Genomic DNA, 22,555 nt, shown 5'->3' with positions numbered 1-22,555 from the left:
TATTTTTTTGAAGAAATTTTTTGGCGAGGATGAGTTATAGCAATTAAGCTTCTGGAGAATATTTTAACATATTGAAAGATTTTTATATTTGTCAGCTTATCCTCGCTTCGTTATCGGCGCATTCTAATGCAAATATTATGATAAAATAATTTTCCTTAAGTATTTCTTTTGTATAAATAATCAGTTTGATTGAGGAATTTATTTTGCTTACTTTTTGCACCATACTTATTTTTTTCACTTGCTAGCTTCTAATTTATTATTTTATTAAAATAAAATGATAACTTCATAATTCAATATACTATTCAAACTAAACAATGTTAAAAAAATACTTTTTATTATTCACTTTGTTATTTTGTATCCCAACCTGTTGGGCTGATGGTTTAACAAAACAGCAGGCGGAAAATCTTGAACTTGCAGGGGTTAAGCTTGGAATAACCGAACTGGAACTGGTTGAATTACTCAAAAACAAATATCACCTTTCTGAAAATGACATAAAAATTAGTGAAATGAAAATGCGATTACCGCCATCAAAAATAGGAAAAAAATCGATAGTCGAAGGCACAATCAAAAACTATGAAATAACTTTAAATGCCAACAATCAAGACGAAAAATTAACAATTTGACTTGAAAATGACTTAGAGCGTAACCCTACCAAATTAGTTGTGTTCAATGTTTATAAAAAAATGACATACACAGCAGAAATAGAGCAGAAAGTTTATAAAGAATTAACCCAAAAATATGGTAAAGAAGAATATAAAAACATAGTAGGGGATAAAATATGGAGCTATAAACCATACGCTTTACATCTATCCCGAGAAACTGACGGTAAGTTTTATGTCGCAATTTTAACCGAAAAATTGATCCTCGCCAAAATATTAGACAGTGCCCGCCTCTATCATTTTTTCGTTTTGGTAATATTGTTGTTCATATTGTTCAGGTGATACCCAGCCATTGGTTGAATGACGGCGTATCCGATTATAATAGATTTCAATATATTCAAATAGTGCTTTATTAGCCTGCTTCCTCGTTTTGTAGTAACAGTCATGAATAATATGTGTTTTGAGTGTATGAAAAAAACTCTCAACAACCGCATTATCAAAGCAGTTGCCTCTTCGACTCATGCTTTGCCTTAGCCCATATTGTAACAATAATTGCTTGAACTCAGCACTGCAATATTGGCTTCCTTGGTCACTATGAATGAGTACATTTTTAGGAAAGTGACGCCGAAATAAAGCTTGTTTTAATGTATTACACACTAAATGGCGGTCTATGTAGCGACTCGTTTGCCTAGCAATCACTTTTCGTCCATATAAATCGATAATCACCGACAAATATAACCAACCTTCCCCTGTTTTAATATAAGTAATATCGGTTACCCATGTTTTATTAGGCTTATCAGGGTTAAATTGCCTATCTAACGTGTTGGGCGCAATATTGTGATGAGCCTTGTCTGTTTTATACTTGAATTTACGTGCTGCTTTACTCCGTAATCCCAATTGTTGCAAAACACGGCTAATTGTTCTTTCTGAAACTTGATAGCCCGCTTCCCTTGCATCATGAAGCAGGCTTGGCGCACCCAAACGGGCTTTATGTTGCCAATACTGTTTTTGGATATACTCGCTGAGTTTAGCTGATTTGTTTGCTCTTTTTAACCAAGCATAATAACCCGATGAACTGACACCAAGTAATGAGCATATCCTAGTAACGGGATAGCAGGTTAAATGATTTTTCATATAAGCGTACTTCATCGACTTGGATTGTTGATGAAGTACACATGCGCCTTTTTTAGTATATCATTAGCCATTTTCAGTTCTTTAATCTCTTTTTCTAACGCCATAATCCGCTGTTGCTCAGTGGTTAACTCTCGACGGCTAGTTTTATTCGGGGAAAGTTGCCTAATCCATTTATCTAGGGTTGATTTACCCACACCTAGATGGTTGGCAAGTTCGCTGATAGAAAGGTGTGCATTAGATAACGCATAATCCACTGATTGTTGTTTGAATTCGATACTAAATTTTTTGACCATGATATTTGTCTCCTATGATTTTTGTTTATATCATAGAGGCAACTTTTGTCCACTTTTTTGGCGAGGATCAAATATCGCAAGCAAAAAACAGGATCGCAGTAAAAACGAAATAGTTGCATAAACGGTTAATTTGGCTAAAAAACACCAAAAACTTTAATAAAGCTAATACCTGCATTAACTAATTTTTGCCTAAAAGTTTTTTGTTTTTGTGAATAAATAGGGATGGGGGTAGAGGTGTTAATGTTGGCTAAAACACGATTGAACAAGTGATTTTACTGTTCAATCGTGCTTTTACTATATCAAATTAACCAAAAAACTTTTTCACTTTGTCAAAGAAGCTTTTTTCTTTGGGACTGTGTTTAGAGTTTTTATCAGCTTTAAAGCTTTCACCTAACTCTTTTAGTAACTCTTTTTGTTTACTGGTTAAATTAACTGGTGTTTCAACTACAACATGGCAGTAAAGATCACCGACAGCATTACCACGCAACGATTTTATGCCTTTACCTCGTAGTCGGAACATTTTTCCTGTTTGTGTTTCAGCAGGAATTGTTAAGCTGACCTTGCCATTAAGTGTTGGCACTTCAACTTCGCCACCAAGTGATGCTAATACAATATTAATTGGAATTTCACAATGTAAGTTTGTACCGTCTCGTTCAAAAATAGCATGTGATTTAACTTGCACTTGTACGTATAAATCACCAGATGGCGCACCATTTAATCCAGCTTCACCTTCACCAGAAAGTCGGATACGATTTCCTGTATCAACACCAGCAGGAATAGTAACAGATAATGTTTTTGTTTTTTGTACTCGGCCTTCACCGTGACATTTTTTACATGGATTTTTAACTACTTTACCACGACCATGACAAGTTGGGCACTCTTGTTGCACAGCAAAAAAGCCTTGGCGCATTTGTACAACACCAGCACCATGACATGTGTTACACGTTACCACATCAGAAGGCTTTTCGGTTCCTTGTCCATGGCAAGTTTCACAGCTTACTAACGTTGGAACTTTAATTTCTTTACTAACACCTGCGGCAGCTTCTTCTAATGTTAGTGTGATATTGTATTGTAAGTCATTGCCGCGAGATGCAGTTTGTCCACGACCTCGACCACCACCAAAGAAATCACTGAATATATCGTCAAAAGCTCCGCCGCCAAATCCACCAAAGCCTCCGAATCCTCCTGCACCGCCTTGACCTTGTTCAAAAGCAGCATGGCCATATTGATCATAAGCCGCCTTTTTTTGCGGATCGGTTAGGACTTCGTAAGCTTCTTTTACTTCTTTGAATTTTTCTTCAGCTTCGGCTTTGTTATCCTGATTTTTATCAGGATGATATTTCATGGCTAGGCGTTTATAGGCTTTTTTTATCTCACTTTCACTGGCACTTTTACTGACGCCCAATGTTTCATAATAATCTTTCTTCGCCATAATTAACCTTTATTTTTATGATTTTATAAACAACTAAACGGGCTTGAGTTACCTCGCGCCCGTTTAATGTATTACATGTTTAAAACTCGTTGGAATAACTCATTAAAAAACATAGTAATTAATGATTATTTTTTGTCATCATCAACTTCTTTGAAGTCTGCATCAACAACATCATCTTGCGCATTAGAGCTTCCACTATTTGTTTCTGCACCTTGAGCTGCTTGAGCTTGTTGTTGTGCTAATTCAAGCAATTTTTTAGAAGCTTCCATTAATGCATTAATTTTTGCTTCAATTTCTGCTTTATCTTCGCCACGAGCGGCAGTTTCTAAAGCACTTACGGCATCTTCAATTGCTTTTTTATCATCAGCTGATAACTGATCACCTGCTTCAGTCACTTGTTTACGTGTTGAATGAACTAGATGATCTGCTTGGTTACGAGTTTGAGCTAATTCTTCAAATTTACGATCTGCATCGGCATTTGCTTCTGCATCATTAACCATTTTTTGAATCTCTTCTTCACTTAATCCTGATGAGGCTTTAATCGTAATTTTTTGTTCACGTCCAGTGTTTTTGTCTTTAGCTGATACATGTAAAATACCGTCAGCATCAATATCAAAAGTAACTTCAATTTGTGGCATACCGCGAGGTGCAGGTTGGATACCGTCTAGGTTGAATTGACCTAATGATTTGTTATCACCCGCACGTTTACGTTCGCCTTGTAATACATGAATGGTTACTGCTGATTGATTATCTTCAGCTGTTGAGAACACTTGACTATGTTTTGTTGGAATAGTTGTGTTCTTTTCAATTAAAGTTGTCATTACGCCACCCATAGTCTCAATACCTAAAGACAATGGAGTTACATCAAGTAATAAAACATCTTTAACATCACCACCAAGTACACCACCTTGAACAGCCGCACCAACTGCAACCGCTTCGTCAGGGTTTACATCTTTACGTGGCTCTTTACCAAAGAAGTCAGCAACCGCTTTTTGAACCATTGGCATACGAGTTTGCCCACCAACAAGAATAACGTCTTTAATGTCAGAAACAGAAAGACCTGCATCTTGTAATGCTGTTTTTACAGGATCCATTGAACGTTTAACTAAATCTTCTACTAATGATTCTAATTTAGCGCGAGTCACTTTAATATTTAAATGTTTTGGACCACTTGCATCAGCAGTGATATAAGGTAAATTAATATCAGTTTGTTGCGCTGATGATAATTCAATTTTCGCTTTTTCTGCCGCTTCTTTTAATCGTTGCATTGCTAGCGGATCATTTTTTAGATCGAAGTTTTGTTCACGTTTAAATTCGTCAACTAAATAATTGATTAAGCGTGAGTCAAAATCTTCACCACCTAAGTGAGTATCACCATTTGTTGCTAATACTTCAAAGGTTTTTTCGCCATCAACATCGTCAATTTCGATAATAGAAATATCAAATGTACCACCACCAAGGTCATAAACCGCTATAGTTCGGTTACCTACATCTTTATCTAAACCATAAGCAAGCGCTGCAGCTGTTGGTTCGTTGATGATACGTTTTACATCAAGTCCTGCAATACGACCAGCATCTTTAGTTGCTTGACGTTGTGCATCGTTAAAATAAGCAGGTACAGTAATAACCGCTTCAGTTACTGCTTCACCAAGATAATCTTCTGCTGTTTTTTTCATTTTTTTCAATACTTCAGCTGAAATTTGTGGTGGTGCAATTTTTTGACCTTTAACATCAACCCATGCGTCGCCATTGTCAGCTTTTACGATCTTATATGGCATGATGCTAACGTCACGTTGTACTTCGGCATCTTCAAAACGACGACCAATTAAACGTTTAATTGCAAATAGTGTATTTTGTGGATTGGTTACTGCTTGACGTTTTGCTGGTTGACCAACTAAGATTTCTCCATCTTGTGTATAAGCAATAATAGAAGGGGTTGTACGATCGCCTTCAGCGTTTTCTAATACTTTTGCTTGACCATTGTCCATTACAGCAACACATGAATTTGTTGTACCTAAATCAATACCAATAATTTTACCCATAATCTTTTCTCCTCAAAACCTGTATTTTATTTCTTGTATATAAGTCTTAAATTTTAATTTTCAAGCCCTTACTTCACAAAGAAATGTTTTTTGTTTTCACATAAATGGGAACGTTATTATTAATATCAAGGGGGTACAAAAAAATTATTTTTCTAAAACCTTGATTATGGCGTTTTCTACACTTATTATTGCCGCTCTTTAATCATCTTACTTAATTTATAGGATCCTTATGGAACAAACAAAACTTGCAAATCCTGGCCCTCTTGGCTTAATGGGATTTGGTATGACAACAATTTTATTGAATATTCATAATGCTGGATTTTTTCCTGCTATGACAGTAATTGTCTCAATGGGTATTTTTTATGGCGGCCTTGCGCAAGTCATTGCTGGTATTTTAGAATTTCGAAAAGGTAATACGTTTGGTACAACGGCATTTACTTCTTATGGTTTCTTTTGGATTGCGTTAGTGGGTATTTGGTATTTACCAACTTCACCAGCGACAGCGCCATCTGATGCCACTTTTGTTGGTATTTTCCTTGCGTTATGGGGAATTTTTACTGGCTTTATGTTTATTGGTACATTAAAAGGCAACCGCGCATTACAATTTGTTTTTGCTAGTTTAACCGTTTTATTTGCTTTATTAGCTATTGGTAATATTTCAGGTAACCATGGCATTATTCATATTGCAGGTTTTGAAGGCATTATTTGTGGAGCAAGTGCTGTTTATTTAGCAATGGCAGAAGTGATTAATGAGCAATTTGGTCGTACGGTTTTACCGATTGGTGCACCTAAAGGCGATGCGCATTAATAATTTAATTTAGTCTATCGTTAATAAAAAACGGGGAATATTCCCCGTTTTTTATATCAAATAATTATCGCTAAAATCAATTATTTTTTATAAGCGTCGTTATGAACACCAACCGCCGCACGTCCAGATGGATCGTTTAAATTCTTAAATGATTCATCCCATTCAATTGCTTTAGCAGTTGAACATGCAACAGTTGGACCACCTGGTACACAATGAGCTGCACTTTCAACTGGAAATAGTTCATTGAAAATTTCACGATACATATAAGCTTCTTTCGAAGTTGGCGTATTATATGGGAAGCGGAATTTTGCATTTTCTAATTGCTGATCAGTAATTTTACTTTCTGCAATTTCTTTTAATGTATCAATCCAACTATAACCAACACCATCAGAGAATTGTTCTTTTTGACGCCAAACAACCGATGCAGGTAAGTAAGACTCAAATGCTTCGCGGACAATATGTTTTTCCATTTTGCCATTGCTACCACACATTTTATCTTTTGGATTAATGCGCATTGCGACATCTAAGAATTTTTTATCAAGGAATGGGACTCGAGCTTCAACGCCCCAAGCCGCCATTGCTTTATTCGCACGTGCACAATCATACATATGTAGTGCTGCTAATTTACGTACGGTTTCTTCATGGAACTCTTTAGCATTTGGCGCTTTGTGGAAATAGAGGTAACCGCCGAACACTTCATCAGCACCTTCACCAGAAAGTACCATTTTTATTCCCATTGCTTTGATTTTACGTGCCATTAAATACATTGGTGTTGAAGCACGGATTGTGGTGACATCATAAGTTTCAATGAAATAAATTACGTCACGAATAGCATCAATACCTTCTTGAATGGTAAAGTTAATTTCGTGGTGAACTGTACCTAGATGATCAGCAACCGCTTGTGCAGCTTTTAGATCTGGAGCACCTTTTAAACCTACAGCAAATGAGTGTAACTGTGGCCACCATGCTTCTGATTTTTCGTGATCTTCAACACGACGTGCTGAGAATTTTTTAGTGATCGCTGAAATGACGGAAGAATCAAGTCCACCTGACAATAAAACACCATATGGCACGTCAGACATTAAATGACTTTTTACAGACTCTTCTAATGCAACACGCAGTGCATTAATATCCGTTTTATTGTCTTTCACATTTTCGTAATCCATCCAGTCACGTTTGTAATACGTTTTGATTTCACCTTCAGTACTAGATAGATAGCATCCTGGAGGGAAAGCTTCAATTGTTTTACAAACAGGTACTAATGCTTTCATTTCAGAGGCAACATAAAATGTGCCATTTTCATCATGACCTGTATACATTGGAATAATACCAATATGGTCACGGCCAATAAAATAGCTGCCTTTATTGATATCATAAAGGATAAAAGCAAACATACCTTGTAATTCATCAAGGCAATCAATACCTTTTTCTTGATATAAAGCAAGAATCACTTCACAGTCAGAACCTGTTTGAAACTCATAACGATCTTTGTACTGATTTCGGAGTTCTTGATGATTATAAATTTCGCCATTTACCGCTAAAACTAGGGTTTTATCTTTATTATAAAGAGGCTGAGATCCTGTATTAACATCTACAATTGATAAACGTTCATGAGCAAGAATTGCTTTATCAGACGCAAAGATACCAGACCAATCAGGACCACGATGACGCTGTAGACATGATAGCTCTAATGCTTTTGTTCGTAGCTGTTCTGGATCTGATTTAATATCAAGAATACCTAAAATCGAACACATTGATTTTCTCCATTTCAAATCGCATAAGCGATACTGTTACAAGTAAAAACTAACTAGATAAATTTTTTTATTTTGTTAAACATAAAACAAATATTTAAACAAACAGAATACACATTATTTATACACAATTAAAGCATAATGTGATTATACTTTTCTTACTACTGAAAAAAGTAGCAATTATTTTTTTAACCATTGGCCTTGTCGCTTTATATATTGACCTGCTGGGGTCTTTTCTTGCGCTTTACTACCGGCCTTTTTTTCTACTTCACTTAAAGGGACATTACTTTCAGCTGATACTTTTTGGTATTGTTCTTTACGAGCCTGATTAATTAATTGCGCAATTTCAGAAGCGTTACCTTCGTTTTTCACTACACCTAAATAACCATCAGCCTGTTCACCAACTATCCCTTGAACTTTGGCTTGGCTTAATGAATCTATTGCTTGATCTAAATTTAATGCAAACGCAGAAAAAGATAACACAACTGAAAATAATGCCAAGGTTGCTTTCTTACAGATATTCATAACAAACTCCTTAATAAATACATCGTATTTTATTTATTTGAATGTGAGTATAGATTTTTATTAATACTTATAATCAAAAAGACAGATAAAAATAAAACTTATTAATTAATATAATCCAGATTTATTGATTATATTATCTAAAGCTTTATCAACCTTAATATTAATTTCATGGTCTATCTTAACATTTAAATTGATATTAATTGGTTCACTCGGTGCTTGAACTTTGACAGTCGGTGAACAACCCGTTAATACACCTGCTAATATTATAATTGCAATAACATTTCGTACCATAAAATAACCCCTTATTTTGAAGATTTATTTTTTAAATAAGCTTCAATACGTTTACGGATTGGCTCACTAATTTGATCGGATAACTGTAAACTCATGAGCAATTTAGTCATATTTTCTTCAAGGTTGATATTTAAATTAACCGCTTTGCCATTTTCGACATCCAAATTACTGCCTTGAATATTCAATTTTAATTTGGCAATGTCATTAGCGTAATCAACTGCGCCTTGTAACTTAGTATAATGAAAATTTTTAATAATATCAGTGAGTATTTTCATATTGGGGTTATTTTGCCCATAGCTTTTGAGGGCAGAATTTTCAAATTGTAAATAACCCTCGTTGATCGTAACTAACTTGCCATTTTTAATGACAAATTTTAAAGCTGTTTCACCCTTTTTCTTTATCTCTGATAACGTAATAGGTAAAACTCCATCAATTGCACCATCACCAGCAAGCCCTTCAGAAGGATATTGCTTAAAAATATCTTTTAGTTGTATCTGTTTTAACCTTAAATTAAATTGTTGGGGTAATTTAGCTAAATTCAATTTATTTTCTTCAATAAAAACCAAACCAGAGAAGATATTAGCTTGAGCTTTTTTCCATGTAACCGTTCCTTTGTTTGGTGCTTTAAACGAGGCTAAATAGCTTCCAATTAATTTAATCTTTTCAAAAGCGATCCCCATATTTACTTCTTGAATATTTAATACTGGTGTTGAAATAGTAAATTGGTTATCTTTAATAATAATATTGATATCGCCTGTAACCGATTTAATTTCACTAGTTTTATAAATACCATTGAGTTTATTAATGGTTAATGTTGCTATAGCAGATAGTTGGTTACTATCAAATGGAATGTTTGATTTAAGTTGAATATTGAAATCCCCATTGGAAGAACCAAGGATTAAATCATCAGAAAGATTTGCTTTTTCTAAACTAATTGATGCTTTATCCGAAGTTATTAATTCCAATTGATGGCTAGATAGCCAACCAGTAAACGGTAAGACTAAATTACTATTTTGTAAACCAAATCGATTTAGGGATGTTTTAAAAAGGCCGTTTTGTATGTCAATCCGCAAAGCCTGTTGATTAAACAACAAAGTGGCAGACAATTGTGTTATTTCTTGGGTATTGGTTGATAAATTAAGTTGTATTGCTTCTTGCTGTTTACTTATATCAACTTTTAAATCTAATCTCGCTTTATTTTGTTCATAAAATCGCAGTGTATCTATATGAATCGTTTTAGGTAACCAATAAATAATAGTTGAAATCAAAGAGAGATCGGGATCAGATTGATTAAGCGTTTCAGTCGTTGTATCAACCGTGTTTTCAATAGTTTCTAAAGCTATTTCAGATTCATTGGGTTGCCAATAAATATCTAAATTATTTGCAGTTAACTGCGATAATGAAATTGATAAATTTTTAGCAGTTATAGAAACTTGGGATGGTTTACTGACAGTAAGTTCGTCAAAAGTAAGACCTTTAAAGCCAACGCTAGCACCATGCCAATCAACAATAATCCCATTTTTCTGCTTGAAAGTCTGCCAATAATGCCACCCAAACAAGCAAAACAGTATGAGGAAAAATAAGATACTGAGTAAGATCCAATAGCGTTTTTTTAAGCGAACCATAGAAGTTCTCACTTTGACAAAAAGGGTTACAGGGATTTTCCCTGCAATAAATATATTAATTTTGAGATTGCTCACGTTGATTAATATATGCCAAAGCCTTATCAATTCTAGCAAGCGCTCGTTTTTTTCCTACCGCAAAAACAGTTGCATCAACCGATGGCGATTGCCCGATACCTGTTACAGCAACGCGTAATGGCATGCCAACTTTACCCATACCAACATTAAGCTCGGTTGCAGTTGCTTCAATCGCATGATGAATTTTATCAATTTGCCAATCAAAGTCAGCAATAGCTTCAATTTTTGCTTTAATTGTTACTAATGGCTGTTTGGCGACTGGGCGCAAATGTTTTTTAGCTGCATCGGCATCATAATCTTCAAAATCTCGATAGCAATAAGCACATGATTCAGCCATCTCTTTAAGCGTTTTACAACGTTCACCAAATAACTTAATAATAGTGATAAGATCAGGACCTTGTGATAAATCATATCCTTGTTGGTTCATATGCCAAATTAAATGTTGAGCAACATAATCCGCATCAAGATGGTTGATATAATGGTGATTTAACCAAAGTAATTTTTCAGTATTAAAGGCACTGGCTGATTTACTAACCGCATCTAATGAAAAATAACTAATCATTTCCGGAACAGAAAATATCTCTTGATCACCGTGTGACCAACCAAGACGCACTAAATAGTTAAGTAATGCTTCGGGCAAATAACCATCATCACGATATTGCATGACACTAACCGCTCCGTGACGTTTAGATAATTTTTGTCCATCATCCCCTAAAATCATTGATACATGACCATATTTAGGAATTGGCGCTCCTAATGCTTCTAGGATATTGATCTGGCGTGGTGTGTTGTTGATGTGATCTTCACCACGAATAACATGGGTAATTTCCATATCCCAATCATCAACAACGACACAGAAATTATAAGTTGGTGAACCATCAGTGCGGCGAATAATAAGATCATCAAGCTCTTTATTAGCAATCTCAATTGGACCACGGATTAAATCATTAAAAATAACGGTGCCATCAGTAGGGTTAGCAAAACGAACAACATGTGGCTCATCATGAGTATGCTCTTGTTGTACTGAAGCACAACGGCAATGCCCATCGTAACGCGCTTTTTCACCTTTTGCCATCTGCTCTTCACGCAATTTTTCAAGGCGCTCTTTAGAACAGTAGCAACGATAAGCTGTTCCTTTGGCTAACATTTCATCGATGACTTGATTATAACGATCAAAGCGTTTAGTTTGATAATAAGGACCTTCGTCCCATGATAATTTTAACCAATTCATACCTTCCATTATTGCTTCAATCGCTTCAGGCGTTGAGCGCTCAAGATCGGTATCTTCAATGCGCAATACAAATGCACCTTTTGCATGGCGAGTATAAAGCCAAGAATAAAGTGCTGTACGTGCACCACCTACATGTAAATAGCCTGTTGGGCTAGGTGCAAAACGGGTTTTGATTTTCATGAAATAATCCTAATAATAACGAAAATAGAGCTTTAACAACAAAACGAATACCAGCACCATTTCCTTTAATTCTGCTATATATCAACAAGCAGAATAATATGTTTGTATCGATTCAATTTAGTTGCTTATTCTAACACGCCGAAAGGTTTCGGCAATAGTTCCATTATAGTTAACAGGTTAATTTAACTTGTTAAAAAGTTTCAGGAAAGTATACGTTTAAGTATAATATCAGCCTTAACTAGACAGATAAGGCTGAATTATTTAGTACGAATTTAGTATGATTAATGTGCTTCATCCCAATTATTACCGAAACCTACATCCACTTTTAATGGTATAGATAGTTGGTAACAATTTTCCATGATCGATTTTATCTGGGCTTTATATTGCTCAACTAATTCTTCTTTTACTTCAAATACTAGCTCATCGTGTACTTGCATAACCATTCTAACATTACCTACAGGTAAGCTTTTTATCCATTCGCTTACCTTAATCATTGCTGTTTTAATAATATCAGCCGCTGTACCTTGCATTGGGGCATTAATAGCAGCACGCTCAGCACCGCGTCGTTCAATACCACTTCCTGATTTTATTTTAGGAAGATATAAACGTCGACCAGATAGGGTTTCAACATAACCTTGTTCAGCAGCTTGTTGGCGAATTTGGTCCATATACGCTTGAACACCTGGATAGCGCTCAAAATAACGATCGATATAAAACTGAGCTTCTTTACGCGCAATATTAATTTGTTTAGATAAACCAAAGGCGCTCATACCATAAATTAATCCAAAGTTAACCGCTTTTGCACGTCTTCGCTCTTCAGAAGTCACTTCAGATTCAGTTTTACCCAAAATTTCACTAGCCGTAACACGGTGAATGTCTTTGTCATGAGAAAAAGCATAAAGTAAACTTTTATCTTGTGATAGATGCGCCATGATCCGTAATTCAATTTGCGAGTAATCTGCCGAAATAATTTTATATCCCTTTGGTGCAATAAAAGCTTGGCGAATTCGTCGCCCTTCTTCATTTCGCACTGGGATATGTTGTAAATTTGGCTCATTTGACGACAATCGCCCAGTTACAGTACCAATTTGATTATAATTGGTATGAATACGATGATCGATAGGACTAACCATCAATGGCAATTTATCGGTATAGGTATTTTTTAACTTAGCTAAACTACGATAAAGCAAGATCATGCGTGGCAATTCGTATTGATTAGCTAGCTCACTCAAAACATCTTCACTGGTTGATGGTTCGCCCTTTGGTGTCTTTTTGAGAACTGGTAATTGATGTTTATCAAATAAAAGAGCTTGAATCTGTTTAGGTGATGCTGGATTAAATTTTTCACCTGCCAACAATTGTAACGTTTCTTGAATTTCGTTTAATTTCTTTCTCAATTCACTAGAATGTTTATTTAATAACTTGACATCAATCAAAACGCCTGTTCGTTCCATTTCTGCTATCAAAGTGGTGAGAGGCATTTCAATATCTGTGAATAGAGCTTTTAATTTTTCATCTTTTTCAAGAACTGGCCATAATTTATTATGCAATTGTAAGGTAACATCAGCATCTTCAGCAGCATATTGTGTGGTTTTTTCCACATCAATATTATCAATAGTAACCTGAATTTTATCAAATTTAGTTAATTCATCATAAGTAATGGTTTTATGATCCAAATAACGATTGGCCAAACTATCCATATCATGACGGTCAGTACTATTTAATACATAAGATTCAATCATAGTATCAAACGCAATCCCTTGTATGGTTATGCCATAATTTGCTAGCACGCTGTAATCAAATTTTGCATTTTGGGCAATTTTTTTGATTTCTGGATTTTCAAATATTGGTTTTAATTTAGCTAATACATCATCTAGTGGTAATTGCTTAGGAACACCTAAATACTGATGAGAAAGTGGAATATAAGCCGCTTGATGAGGTTCAACACTTAATGATATACCAACTAATTTAGCATGCACGTGATCAACATTATCTGTTTCAGTATCAAAAGCAAATAGTCCGCTATTTGTTAATTTTGTGATCCATTCATCTAATTGCTTTTCAGTTAATATACACTGGTAATCAGTCTCTCTTTTTTGTGCTGTTGTTTGTTCTTCTTGAATGAAGTAATTATCATCACCTTCTATAACTTGATTTTTCTGCTGATTTAAAAAAGTACCAGCCATTAATTCTTTTTGCCAACGATGAAAACCATAATAATTAAATAATTCAACTAGAGCCTTAACATCAATATCACCTACCAATAATTGTTCATTGGAAAAATCTAACTTAACATCAGTTTTGATTGTTGCAAGTAAATAAGAAAGATCGGCATCATTTTGATTATCAATCAATTTCTGTTTTAAAGATTTAGCGCCTCGGATCTTCAATTTTTCAATATCGTCTAACCGATTATAAATATCTTCTACACCATCAAATTCAGATAACAAACTTTGTGCTGTCTTTTCACCTATACCTGGTACGCCAGGAATATTATCAGACGAATCGCCTCTTAAAGCTAAATAATCAATAATTTTTTCTGGCGGAACACCAAATTTCTTTATTACCCCTTGTGAATCTAATTGGGTATTATTCATCGTATTAATCAATGTAATTCTATCGCTCACTAGCTGTGCCATATCTTTATCACCAGTACTGATTAATACTTCTAGATTCTCCCTCTCAGCCTGTCTTGCTAATGTACCAATTACATCATCTGCTTCAACACCTTCAATACAAAGTAATGGTAATCCCATGGCTTTCAAAATAGTATGAATAGGTTCGATTTGCGGACGAAGATTTTCAGGCATTTCATCTCGCGTGGCTTTATATTCATTATAAAGCTCATTGCGAAATGATCCTCCTTTTGCATCAAAAACCACGGCAATATGTGTAGGATTGTACTGATTAATTAAACTACGAACCATATTAACCACACCAAAAATAGCGCCTGTAGGCTCACCTTTAGCATTGGTTAATGGTGGACAAGCAAAAAAAGCACGATAAAGATAAGATGATCCATCAATTAAAATAATCGGTGTATTATTTGGCATTATGGTTACCTAAACATTATTTAATTTAATGGCTGATAGTATAACACCTAATTGGCAATAATATTCTTACCAAGTCAACAATATAATGTAAAAAAGTTTCAGGTAACACTATGTTTCAGTATAAAATCATGTGTAAACAACTGTATATTGCGCAATGAGTGTTATATAATAACGCATTCATTTTCGCTTGAGTATGTAATAAATGACACAATTAAGCCTTGCCGCGCAAAAAGTCAAAGAAGCCCTTGCAGCTAAAAATCTTGAAACACCATTATGCCGTCTAGTTATAGATAATAATGAGCGTAAAGCAAAAATCGAGTCGCATTTTCGTGAAATTATGAAGCTAATGGAACTTGATCTATCTGATGATAGCCTTGCACAAACTCCTCACCGCGTGTCGAAAATGTATGTTGATGAGATTTTTTCTGGTCTTTATTACGAAAATTTTCCAAAAATTACGTTAATCGAAAATAAAATGCAAGTTGATGAAATGATAACGGTTCGCGATATTACACTAACTAGTGTCTGTGAACACCATTTTGTCACAATAGACGGTAAAGCAACGGTTTCTTATATTCCCAAAGATAAAGTCATTGGTTTATCGAAAATTAATCGAATTGTAACTTTTTTTTCCCAACGCCCTCAAGTACAAGAAAGATTAACACAACAAATTTTAGTGGCACTACAAACACTACTAGGTACGGTTAATGTAGCAGTTTCTATTGATGCAACCCATTATTGCGTTAAAGCCCGAGGCATTAAAGACTCCAATAGTATTACAACAACAACTGCCCTCGGAGGCGGGTTTAAAACAAACCCAAGCACAAGGCAAGAATTTTTGCGAGCACTAAACCATTATTAATTTTATAAATGGGTATGTTTGAATCACAACAGTTTAAAGTATGACCGAGTCACTTAGCATTTTATCTCAAACAGTGAAAATGCTTGAAGAAAAGCGATAAAATCCAACTTTATATTGCGTGCATCTTCAAGAAAGATTGGTATAATTCTTGGTTACTTAATATAAATAACATTGTTTTCATGAAGATTATCCGTGGTATAACTAATCTAAAAAATCAGTTTTCTCAATGTGTTCTAACCTTGGGAAATTTTGATGGCGTGCATTTAGGACATCAACAATTAATTAACCATATTATTAAACAAGGTAAAAAACTCAATCTTCCCACTGTTGTGATGTTATTTGAGCCGCAACCACTAGAGTTTTTTGCCCAAGATAATGCGCCGTCACGTTTAACTTCATTTCATGAAAAAGTTATTTTTATTGAAAAATTAGGTATCGACTATATTATTGCTATTCCATTTACCCAAACTTTTGCCAATATGTCTGCCGATCATTTTATTCAAGATTGGTTGATCAATAAGCTACAAGCTAAATACATTACAATTGGTGATGATTTTCGGTTCGGATTTGAACGTAAAGGGGATATCAACCTTCTACAACAATATTCGCGAAATCATGATTTTGTAGTAGAAAGCATACCAACATTTGTTTGGAATAATTTCCGTATAAGTAGTACTGCTATTCGCCAAGCACTTTTGAATAGTGATTTTGAATTGGCTCATTGTCTATTAGGCCGTGATTATACAATTCAAGGTCGCGTAGTCCATGGCAATGCTTTAGCAAGGGAATTGGGATTTCCAACAGCAAATATTCACTTACATCGAAAAAAGCCTGCACTACAAGGAGTCTATTTTGTTAAAGTCAAAAATATCTGCAATAATCAGTATTATCACGGTATTGCCAATATTGGGATAAGACCAACTATTAATGGAAAAACCGCAATACTTGAAGTAAATCTTTTTGACTTTTCGAGTAATATATATGGACAATATTTAGACATAACGCTCATCAAAAAATTACGCGATGAGAAAAAATTTGACTCATTAGCAGAATTAAAACAACAAATTACACAAGATATTTGCACTGCGAAAAAGATCAGTGCAAAATTAACCAATAAAAAGTAGTATCAACACATTTAACTGGAATAAATCAGCATGACAGACTATAAAAATACATTGAATCTACCGGAAACTGGATTCCCAATGCGAGGTGATCTTGCTAAACGCGAACCAGCAATGTTACAAAATTGGTACGATAAAGAACTTTATCGCAAAATTCGCTCGGCCAAAAAAGGTAAAAAAAACTTTATTCTGCATGATGGCCCTCCTTATGCAAACGGAAAACTACATATTGGTCACGCCGTTAATAAAATCCTTAAAGATATTATTATCAAATCAAAAGGGTTAAGCGGTTATAATTCCCCTTATATTCCAGGATGGGATTGTCATGGCTTACCGATTGAACAAAAAGTTGAAGAGCAAGTAGGAAAACCAGGTGTAAAAGTAACACCTGCTGAGTTTCGTCAAATTTGCCGCGATTATGCCGCTTCACAAGTTGAACTACAAAAAGCTGATTTTATCCGTATGGGCGTACTAGGTGATTGGCAAAACCCTTACCGTACAATGGACTACAATACCGAAGCGAATATTATCCGTGCGTTAGGTAGAGTGATAAAAAACGGTCATTTAGTTAAAGGCGCTAAACCTGTTTATTGGTGTACCGATTGTATGTCATCTTTAGCCGAAGCAGAAGTTGAATATTATGATAAATCATCGCCAGCAATTGATGTGAAATTTAAAGCTGTTGATAATCAAGCCGTAGCAAATAAATTTGGTATCAATACTGATTTAACCATTTATGCTGTTATCTGGACAACCACGCCTTGGACATTACCAGCTAGCCGAGGGATAGCTTTAAATGCTGATTTTGAATATCAACTTGTTCAAATTAATGATAAAGAGTGCTTAATTTTAGCAACTGATTTAGTTGAGTCTGTGATGCAACGTGCCAATATCGACCAATGGAAAGTATTAGGTAGCTGCCAAGGTAATGCTCTTGAGTTGTTACGTTTTAAACACCCATTCCTTGATTTTGATGAACCAGTTGTACTTGGCGAACACGTTACAATTGATGCAGGTACAGGAGCTGTGCATACCGCACCAGGACATGGTACAGAAGACTTTATGGTCGGTCAAAAATATGGTCTTGAAGTGGCAAATCCAGTTGGTGGTAATGGTTGTTACTTGCCTGGAACGGGCGCTGGTCTCGATGGATTATTTGTGTTCAAAGCGAATAAAGTTGTCGTTGAAATGTTAAAAGAACATAACGCACTATTACACTTTGAAAATATTGAACATAGCTATCCATGTTGTTGGCGTCATAAAACACCGGTTATTTATCGTGCTACACCACAATGGTTTATTAGCATGGATAAACAAGGTCTGCGAACGCAATCATTAAAAGAAATTAAACAAGTTCGTTGGATCCCTGATTGGGGACAAGCACGCATTGAAACCATGGTTACTAATCGCCCTGATTGGTGTATTTCTCGCCAACGCACATGGGGTGTACCTATGACGTTGTTTGTTCACAAAGAGACCGAAGAACTTCATCCAGATACACTAGCATTAGTTGAAAAAGTTGCACAGTTAGTTGAAAAAGATGGCATTCAAGCTTGGTGGGATGCTGATATTAAAGATCTTTTAGGTCCTGATGCTGATGATTATCGTAAAGTACCTGATACGTTAGATGTTTGGTTTGACTCAGGATCAACATTTTCTTCTGTTGTGCGTGCACGCCCTGAATTTGAAGGACATGATGCAGAACTTTATTTAGAAGGTTCAGATCAACATCGTGGTTGGTTTATGTCTTCATTAATGTTATCAACAGCAATTGATAATAAAGCCCCTTATAAACAAGTATTAACACATGGTTTTGTGGTTGACGGTCAAGGCCGTAAAATGTCTAAGTCACTAGGTAATATTGTGACACCACAAGAAGTGATGAACAAACTTGGGGCTGATATTTTACGCCTATGGATTGCATCGACCGATTATTCAGGCGAAATGAGTTATTCGGAAGAAATTATCAAACGAGCTGCCGATAGTTATCGCCGTATTCGTAATACCGCACGTTTTTTACTGGCAAATTTAAATGGATTTGATCCAGCTAAAGATATGGTAAAACAAGAAGATATGGTTATTCTTGATCGCTGGGCAGTTAGTATGGCAAAAGAAGCACAAGAACAAATTATTCAGGCTTATGAAAATTACGATTTCCATAAAGTTGTACAACGTATTATGCAATTTTGCTCAATCGAAATGGGATCATTCTATTTAGATATTATTAAAGATCGCCAATACACAGCAAAAAGTGATAGTATTGCCCGTCACAGTTGCCAAACTGCTTTATATCATATTGCGCAAGCAATGGTTCGTTGGATTGCACCTATTTTATCATTCACTGCTGATGAAATTTGGCAATATCTGCCAATGGCTGATAAACAAGAATTTGTTTTTGAAGATGAGTGGTATACAGCACTATTTACATTGCCAGAAAGCGAAGCATTAAATAGCGAATATTGGGCTCATATTTTAGCCATTCGTAGCGAAGTGAATAAAGTGCTTGAACAAGGTCGTAATGATAAAGTGATTGGTGGTGCACTTGAAGCTGCTGTTACGCTTTATGCTGATAAAAATATTGCAGCAACATTAGCTAAATTAGAAAACGAATTACGCTTTGTATTACTAACATCACAAGCTAGCGTAAAACCATTACAAGAAGCACCTGAAAATGCGGTGCAAAGCGATATTCAAGGACTAAAAATTGAACTTGCTAAAGCACAAGGTGATAAATGCCCTCGTTGCTGGCACTATACCATCGATAATGAGCCAACATCACATTTATGTAAGCGTTGTGAAGAAAACATTCACGGCAAAGGCGAGGTAAGGCATTTCGCATAGCAACCTATTTAGTAAATTAAATGGAGCTATGCCAATCCCTTAAGCAATCTAGTACCTTTTGCGCCGACGATTGTCGGCGGAAACATAATAATGAGCACAAACTATATGAAAAAAGATAATGGACTTTACTGGTTATTATTTGCAATCATTGTTTTTATCATTGATATCGCAAGTAAATTTTGGATTATAAATAATTTCTCGCTATTTGAATCAGTGAATCTTTTGCCATTCTTCTCTATCACTTATGTACGCAATATTGGCGCTGCCTTTAGCATTTTTGAAGGGCAACGTATGATGCTTGCTGCTATCGCTTTAATTATCAGTGCCGTGATAGTACGTATGTTATACCGCAACACTCGCCAACAAAAATTAGAGAACTTGTCGTTATCAATGATTTTAGGCGGTGCATTAGGTAATTTATTTGATCGTCTTTATCATGGATTTGTGATTGACTTTTTAGATGTCAATTTTGGTGACTGGCACTATCCAACTTTTAATATTGCTGACTGTGCAATCTGCGTTGGTATTGGACTATTTATTTTCAGTAATTATAAAAAACCAAAGAAGACTGTATAGTATGCAAATTATTTTGGCCAATCCTCGCGGTTTTTGCGCTGGTGTTGATCGTGCTATCACAATTGTTGAACGCGCACTAGAATTGTTTGGCGCACCAGTTTATGTCCGTCACGAAGTAGTACACAATCGCTATGTCGTTAATCGCCTAAAAGAATTAGGGGCAATTTTCATTGAAGATATTAGCGAAGTACCCGATAACTCAATTCTTATCTTTTCAGCGCATGGGGTGTCTAAAGCTATCCGTGAGGAAGCAAAACAACATAAACTCCGTGTTTTTGATGCCACTTGCCCACTTGTAACCAAAGTACATATGGAAGTGGCTAGATCGAGTTATCGTGGTGAAGAAGTTATTTTAATCGGCCATGCTGGGCATATTGAAGTAGATGGTACAATGGGACAATATAGCAATCCCGAAGGTGGTATTTATTTAATCGAATCAATTGATGATGTAAAAAAGCTACAGGTAAAAAACGAAAATAATCTTTGCTTTACCACTCAAACAACGTTATCCGTTGATGATACGGCTCAAATTATAGATGCTTTAAAAAAACGTTTTCCTAATATTCGCAGCCCACGCAAAAATGATATCTGCTATGCCACAACCAATCGCCAGCAAGCAGTGAAACAATTATCATCACGCGCAGACATTGTTTTAGTCGTAGGTTCTAAAAATTCGTCTAATTCAAATCGCCTAGCCGAGCTAGCAAGGCGAAACAGCAAACAAGCTTATTTAATTGATTTTGCATCTGACATCCAAAAAGAGTGGTTAATAAACACACATACGATCGGCGTAACAGCAGGAGCTTCTGCGCCTGAGATTTTAGTACAGCAGGTGATTGATCATTTAAAAAACTTAGGTTGTACATCGCTTATTGAGACAGATGGCATTTTAGAAAATATCACTTTTGAAATTCCAAAAGAACTTCGAATTGATATTAAATTAAACTGATTTAAGAAGACTTAAGCCCCTCAAATTTTACTAATAACTCTTCTTTTGTTTCAATATGTTCAGGATCCGCAATAATGGCATTTTGAATAGGGCAGACTCGCTGACAAGTCGAATGATCATAATAACCGACACATTCTGTACATTTATTGGGATCAATTTCATAAGTATCAAACCCCATTGAGATTGCCTCATTTGGGCACTCAGGCTCACACATGTCACAATTAATACACTTATTGGTTATTTTTAACGCCATTGCTCTTCTAACTTTACTAATTAAAAAAATTAGTGCCATTATAGCGTAATCACCAATAAATCCGAATAAAGATCGCGTTATCGCTTATTGAGTAGTTCAATCTTTGCAAAGAATTTTTAGAAAATCATACTGCTTGTTTTCGTATTTATATTCAACATGAAGTCTTTCACTGTTATAGATGGCTAATCGTTCTTCAGTTACTATCCTTGCTTGTTAATGGAGAATGATATCCTAAAGCAAGCGGCGTTGATAATGGGAAGAAAATCGAGTTAATTTTACATAATAAGCATCGATACAGCTTACGTGCATTATGTCGATGTTTAAATGTAACCCGAAATCGTTTCTATTATCAACGGCAATTAACGCAGCAATCACAAGATATATCACTGAGTGAAATAGTGGGTGAAATTTTTAATACTAATTATCGTGCTTATGGCACAAGGCGTCTACAAGCAGAGCTGAGAAAGCAAGGCATAACCGTATCTCGACGCCGAATAGGTCGAATCATGGCGAAAAATGGCTGGGTTTCGAAATACACCTGTAAAAAATATTGTATTCATACAGAAAAAAGCAATGAATCACCGGTGGGGAATGAACTGAATCGAGAATTTGATATAGGTCAACCACGAAAGATATTGGTGACCGATTTAACCTATGTAAGGGTTAAACAACGTTGGCACTACCTTTGTGTAATTGTTGATATCAGTAATCGAGAAATAGTGGGGCGAAGTGCTGGCAGGCATAAAACAGCGGCACTGGTCATGCAAGCTATGAGTCAAATTCCAATGAACTTACAGACGATTGAGTTGTTTCATTCTGATAGAGGAAAAGAGTTTGATAATCATTTGATTGATGAATGTTTAACAGCATTTGGAATTAAACGGTCGTTAAGTCGCAAAGGCTGCCCCTATGAT

At 35.5% G+C, this 22,555-nt stretch carries 18 protein-coding genes; 8 read left to right on the top strand and 10 right to left on the bottom strand.

The window, feature by feature from the left end; translation table 11 throughout:
• Nucleotides 1–314 precede the first annotated feature (314 nt).
• Nucleotides 315–623, top strand: coding sequence for a hypothetical protein (locus A9G32_RS12475; protein ID WP_065590575.1), 309 nt, complete (start codon nt 315–317; stop codon nt 621–623).
• Between the two features lie 252 nt (nt 624–875).
• Here A9G32_RS12475 and A9G32_RS12470 read toward each other — a convergent pair.
• The 3 genes from A9G32_RS12470 to dnaK all read right to left on the bottom strand — a co-directional run bounded on the left by A9G32_RS12470 (nt 876) and on the right by dnaK (nt 5,500).
• A protein-coding gene (locus tag A9G32_RS12470) for an IS3 family transposase (protein ID WP_141672917.1) occupies nt 876–2,026 on the bottom strand; the annotation gives its coding sequence in 2 pieces (ribosomal slippage) (nt 876–1,780 and nt 1,780–2,026; 1,152 coding nt in all).
• A gap of 304 nt (nt 2,027–2,330) precedes the next feature.
• Complete coding sequence (gene dnaJ, locus A9G32_RS12460) at nt 2,331–3,458, bottom strand: molecular chaperone DnaJ (RefSeq protein ID WP_065589766.1); 1,128 nt, start codon at nt 3,456–3,458, stop codon at nt 2,331–2,333.
• Nucleotides 3,459–3,583: 125 nt separating this feature from the next.
• On the bottom strand, nt 3,584–5,500 hold the full coding sequence (gene dnaK, locus A9G32_RS12455) for a molecular chaperone DnaK (protein WP_065559975.1): 1,917 nt from the start codon (nt 5,498–5,500) through the stop codon (nt 3,584–3,586).
• A 229-nt stretch (nt 5,501–5,729) separates the two neighbouring features.
• Here dnaK and satP point away from each other — a divergent pair, with 229 nt between their 5' ends.
• Nucleotides 5,730–6,308 (top strand): acetate uptake transporter, encoded by a 579-nt coding sequence (satP, locus tag A9G32_RS12450; RefSeq protein ID WP_065589767.1) that lies wholly within the window; start codon nt 5,730–5,732, stop codon nt 6,306–6,308.
• 80 nt (nt 6,309–6,388) lie between these two features.
• Here satP and asnB read toward each other — a convergent pair whose 3' ends face one another.
• From asnB to polA, 6 genes are all read right to left on the bottom strand, one after another.
• Nucleotides 6,389–8,062 carry an asparagine synthase B gene (gene asnB / locus A9G32_RS12445; protein WP_034911264.1) on the bottom strand — a complete coding sequence of 558 codons (1,674 nt, stop codon included), beginning with the start codon at nt 8,060–8,062 and terminating at the stop codon, nt 6,389–6,391.
• 177 nt (nt 8,063–8,239) lie between these two features.
• On the bottom strand, nt 8,240–8,584 hold the full coding sequence (locus tag A9G32_RS12440; protein WP_065589768.1) for a YdbL family protein: 345 nt from the start codon (nt 8,582–8,584) through the stop codon (nt 8,240–8,242).
• Between the two features lie 105 nt (nt 8,585–8,689).
• Complete coding sequence (locus tag A9G32_RS12435) at nt 8,690–8,875, bottom strand: YnbE family lipoprotein (RefSeq protein WP_034911268.1); 186 nt, start codon at nt 8,873–8,875, stop codon at nt 8,690–8,692.
• 11 nt (nt 8,876–8,886) lie between these two features.
• Nucleotides 8,887–10,500: an intermembrane phospholipid transport protein YdbH family protein gene (locus A9G32_RS12430; protein ID WP_065589769.1), complete on the bottom strand. Its 1,614-nt coding sequence runs from the start codon at nt 10,498–10,500 to the stop codon at nt 8,887–8,889.
• Between the two features lie 55 nt (nt 10,501–10,555).
• On the bottom strand, nt 10,556–11,986 hold the full coding sequence (gene gltX, locus A9G32_RS12425) for a glutamate--tRNA ligase (protein ID WP_065589770.1): 1,431 nt from the start codon (nt 11,984–11,986) through the stop codon (nt 10,556–10,558).
• Between the two features lie 281 nt (nt 11,987–12,267).
• Nucleotides 12,268–15,039 (bottom strand): DNA polymerase I, encoded by a 2,772-nt coding sequence (polA, locus tag A9G32_RS12420; RefSeq protein WP_065589771.1) that lies wholly within the window; start codon nt 15,037–15,039, stop codon nt 12,268–12,270.
• Nucleotides 15,040–15,241: 202 nt separating this feature from the next.
• Between polA and folE the strand changes: the two genes are divergently transcribed.
• From folE to ispH, 5 genes are all read left to right on the top strand, one after another.
• Nucleotides 15,242–15,901: a GTP cyclohydrolase I FolE gene (gene folE, locus A9G32_RS12415; protein ID WP_065589772.1), complete on the top strand. Its 660-nt coding sequence runs from the start codon at nt 15,242–15,244 to the stop codon at nt 15,899–15,901.
• A gap of 179 nt (nt 15,902–16,080) precedes the next feature.
• The gene (gene ribF, locus A9G32_RS12410) at nt 16,081–17,025 is read left to right on the top strand and encodes a bifunctional riboflavin kinase/FAD synthetase (protein ID WP_065589773.1); all 945 of its coding nucleotides are present in this window, start codon (nt 16,081–16,083) and stop codon (nt 17,023–17,025) included.
• 30 nt (nt 17,026–17,055) lie between these two features.
• Nucleotides 17,056–19,863 carry an isoleucine--tRNA ligase gene (gene ileS, locus A9G32_RS12405; protein ID WP_065589774.1) on the top strand — a complete coding sequence of 936 codons (2,808 nt, stop codon included), beginning with the start codon at nt 17,056–17,058 and terminating at the stop codon, nt 19,861–19,863.
• 90 nt (nt 19,864–19,953) lie between these two features.
• Nucleotides 19,954–20,439, top strand: coding sequence for a signal peptidase II (gene lspA / locus A9G32_RS12400; RefSeq protein ID WP_202983962.1), 486 nt, complete (start codon nt 19,954–19,956; stop codon nt 20,437–20,439).
• A 1-nt stretch (nt 20,440) separates the two neighbouring features.
• Nucleotides 20,441–21,388: a 4-hydroxy-3-methylbut-2-enyl diphosphate reductase gene (ispH, locus tag A9G32_RS12395; protein ID WP_065589775.1), complete on the top strand. Its 948-nt coding sequence runs from the start codon at nt 20,441–20,443 to the stop codon at nt 21,386–21,388.
• Between the two features lies 1 nt (nt 21,389).
• Here ispH and A9G32_RS12390 read toward each other — a convergent pair whose 3' ends face one another.
• Nucleotides 21,390–21,641: a YfhL family 4Fe-4S dicluster ferredoxin gene (locus tag A9G32_RS12390; RefSeq protein ID WP_034911286.1), complete on the bottom strand. Its 252-nt coding sequence runs from the start codon at nt 21,639–21,641 to the stop codon at nt 21,390–21,392.
• A 263-nt stretch (nt 21,642–21,904) separates the two neighbouring features.
• Here A9G32_RS12390 and A9G32_RS12385 point away from each other — a divergent pair.
• Nucleotides 21,905–22,555 (top strand): IS3 family transposase (locus A9G32_RS12385; RefSeq protein ID WP_176701358.1); only part of this gene is annotated, 651 nt, incomplete at its 3' end.

It is taken from the genome of Gilliamella sp. Gris3-2, assembly GCF_001690345.1.
In the GTDB taxonomy this organism is placed as follows: domain Bacteria; phylum Pseudomonadota; class Gammaproteobacteria; order Enterobacterales; family Orbaceae; genus Gilliamella; species Gilliamella bombi.
The sequence above is the reverse complement of the archived record's forward strand: the minus strand, read 5'-3'. Positions and strand labels throughout refer to the sequence as shown.

Bases quoted from the DNA above. Each gene is read 5' to 3' on its own strand.
- polA (WP_065589771.1), bottom strand. From the start codon at position 15,039: ATGCCAAATAATACACCGATTATTTTAATTGATGGATCATCTTATCTT.
- satP (WP_065589767.1), top strand. From the start codon at position 5,730: ATGGAACAAACAAAACTTGCAAATCCTGGCCCTCTTGGCTTAATGGGA.
- folE (WP_065589772.1), top strand. From the start codon at position 15,242: ATGACACAATTAAGCCTTGCCGCGCAAAAAGTCAAAGAAGCCCTTGCA.
- A9G32_RS12390 (WP_034911286.1), bottom strand. From the start codon at position 21,641: ATGGCGTTAAAAATAACCAATAAGTGTATTAATTGTGACATGTGTGAG.
- gltX (WP_065589770.1), bottom strand. From the start codon at position 11,986: ATGAAAATCAAAACCCGTTTTGCACCTAGCCCAACAGGCTATTTACAT.
- ribF (WP_065589773.1), top strand. From the start codon at position 16,081: ATGAAGATTATCCGTGGTATAACTAATCTAAAAAATCAGTTTTCTCAA.
- A9G32_RS12435 (WP_034911268.1), bottom strand. From the start codon at position 8,875: ATGGTACGAAATGTTATTGCAATTATAATATTAGCAGGTGTATTAACG.
- asnB (WP_034911264.1), bottom strand. From the start codon at position 8,062: ATGTGTTCGATTTTAGGTATTCTTGATATTAAATCAGATCCAGAACAG.
- dnaJ (WP_065589766.1), bottom strand. From the start codon at position 3,458: ATGGCGAAGAAAGATTATTATGAAACATTGGGCGTCAGTAAAAGTGCC.
- ispH (WP_065589775.1), top strand. From the start codon at position 20,441: ATGCAAATTATTTTGGCCAATCCTCGCGGTTTTTGCGCTGGTGTTGAT.
- A9G32_RS12475 (WP_065590575.1), top strand. From the start codon at position 315: ATGTTAAAAAAATACTTTTTATTATTCACTTTGTTATTTTGTATCCCA.
- dnaK (WP_065559975.1), bottom strand. From the start codon at position 5,500: ATGGGTAAAATTATTGGTATTGATTTAGGTACAACAAATTCATGTGTT.
- A9G32_RS12440 (WP_065589768.1), bottom strand. From the start codon at position 8,584: ATGAATATCTGTAAGAAAGCAACCTTGGCATTATTTTCAGTTGTGTTA.
- ileS (WP_065589774.1), top strand. From the start codon at position 17,056: ATGACAGACTATAAAAATACATTGAATCTACCGGAAACTGGATTCCCA.
- A9G32_RS12430 (WP_065589769.1), bottom strand. From the start codon at position 10,500: ATGGTTCGCTTAAAAAAACGCTATTGGATCTTACTCAGTATCTTATTT.
- lspA (WP_202983962.1), top strand. From the start codon at position 19,954: ATGAGCACAAACTATATGAAAAAAGATAATGGACTTTACTGGTTATTA.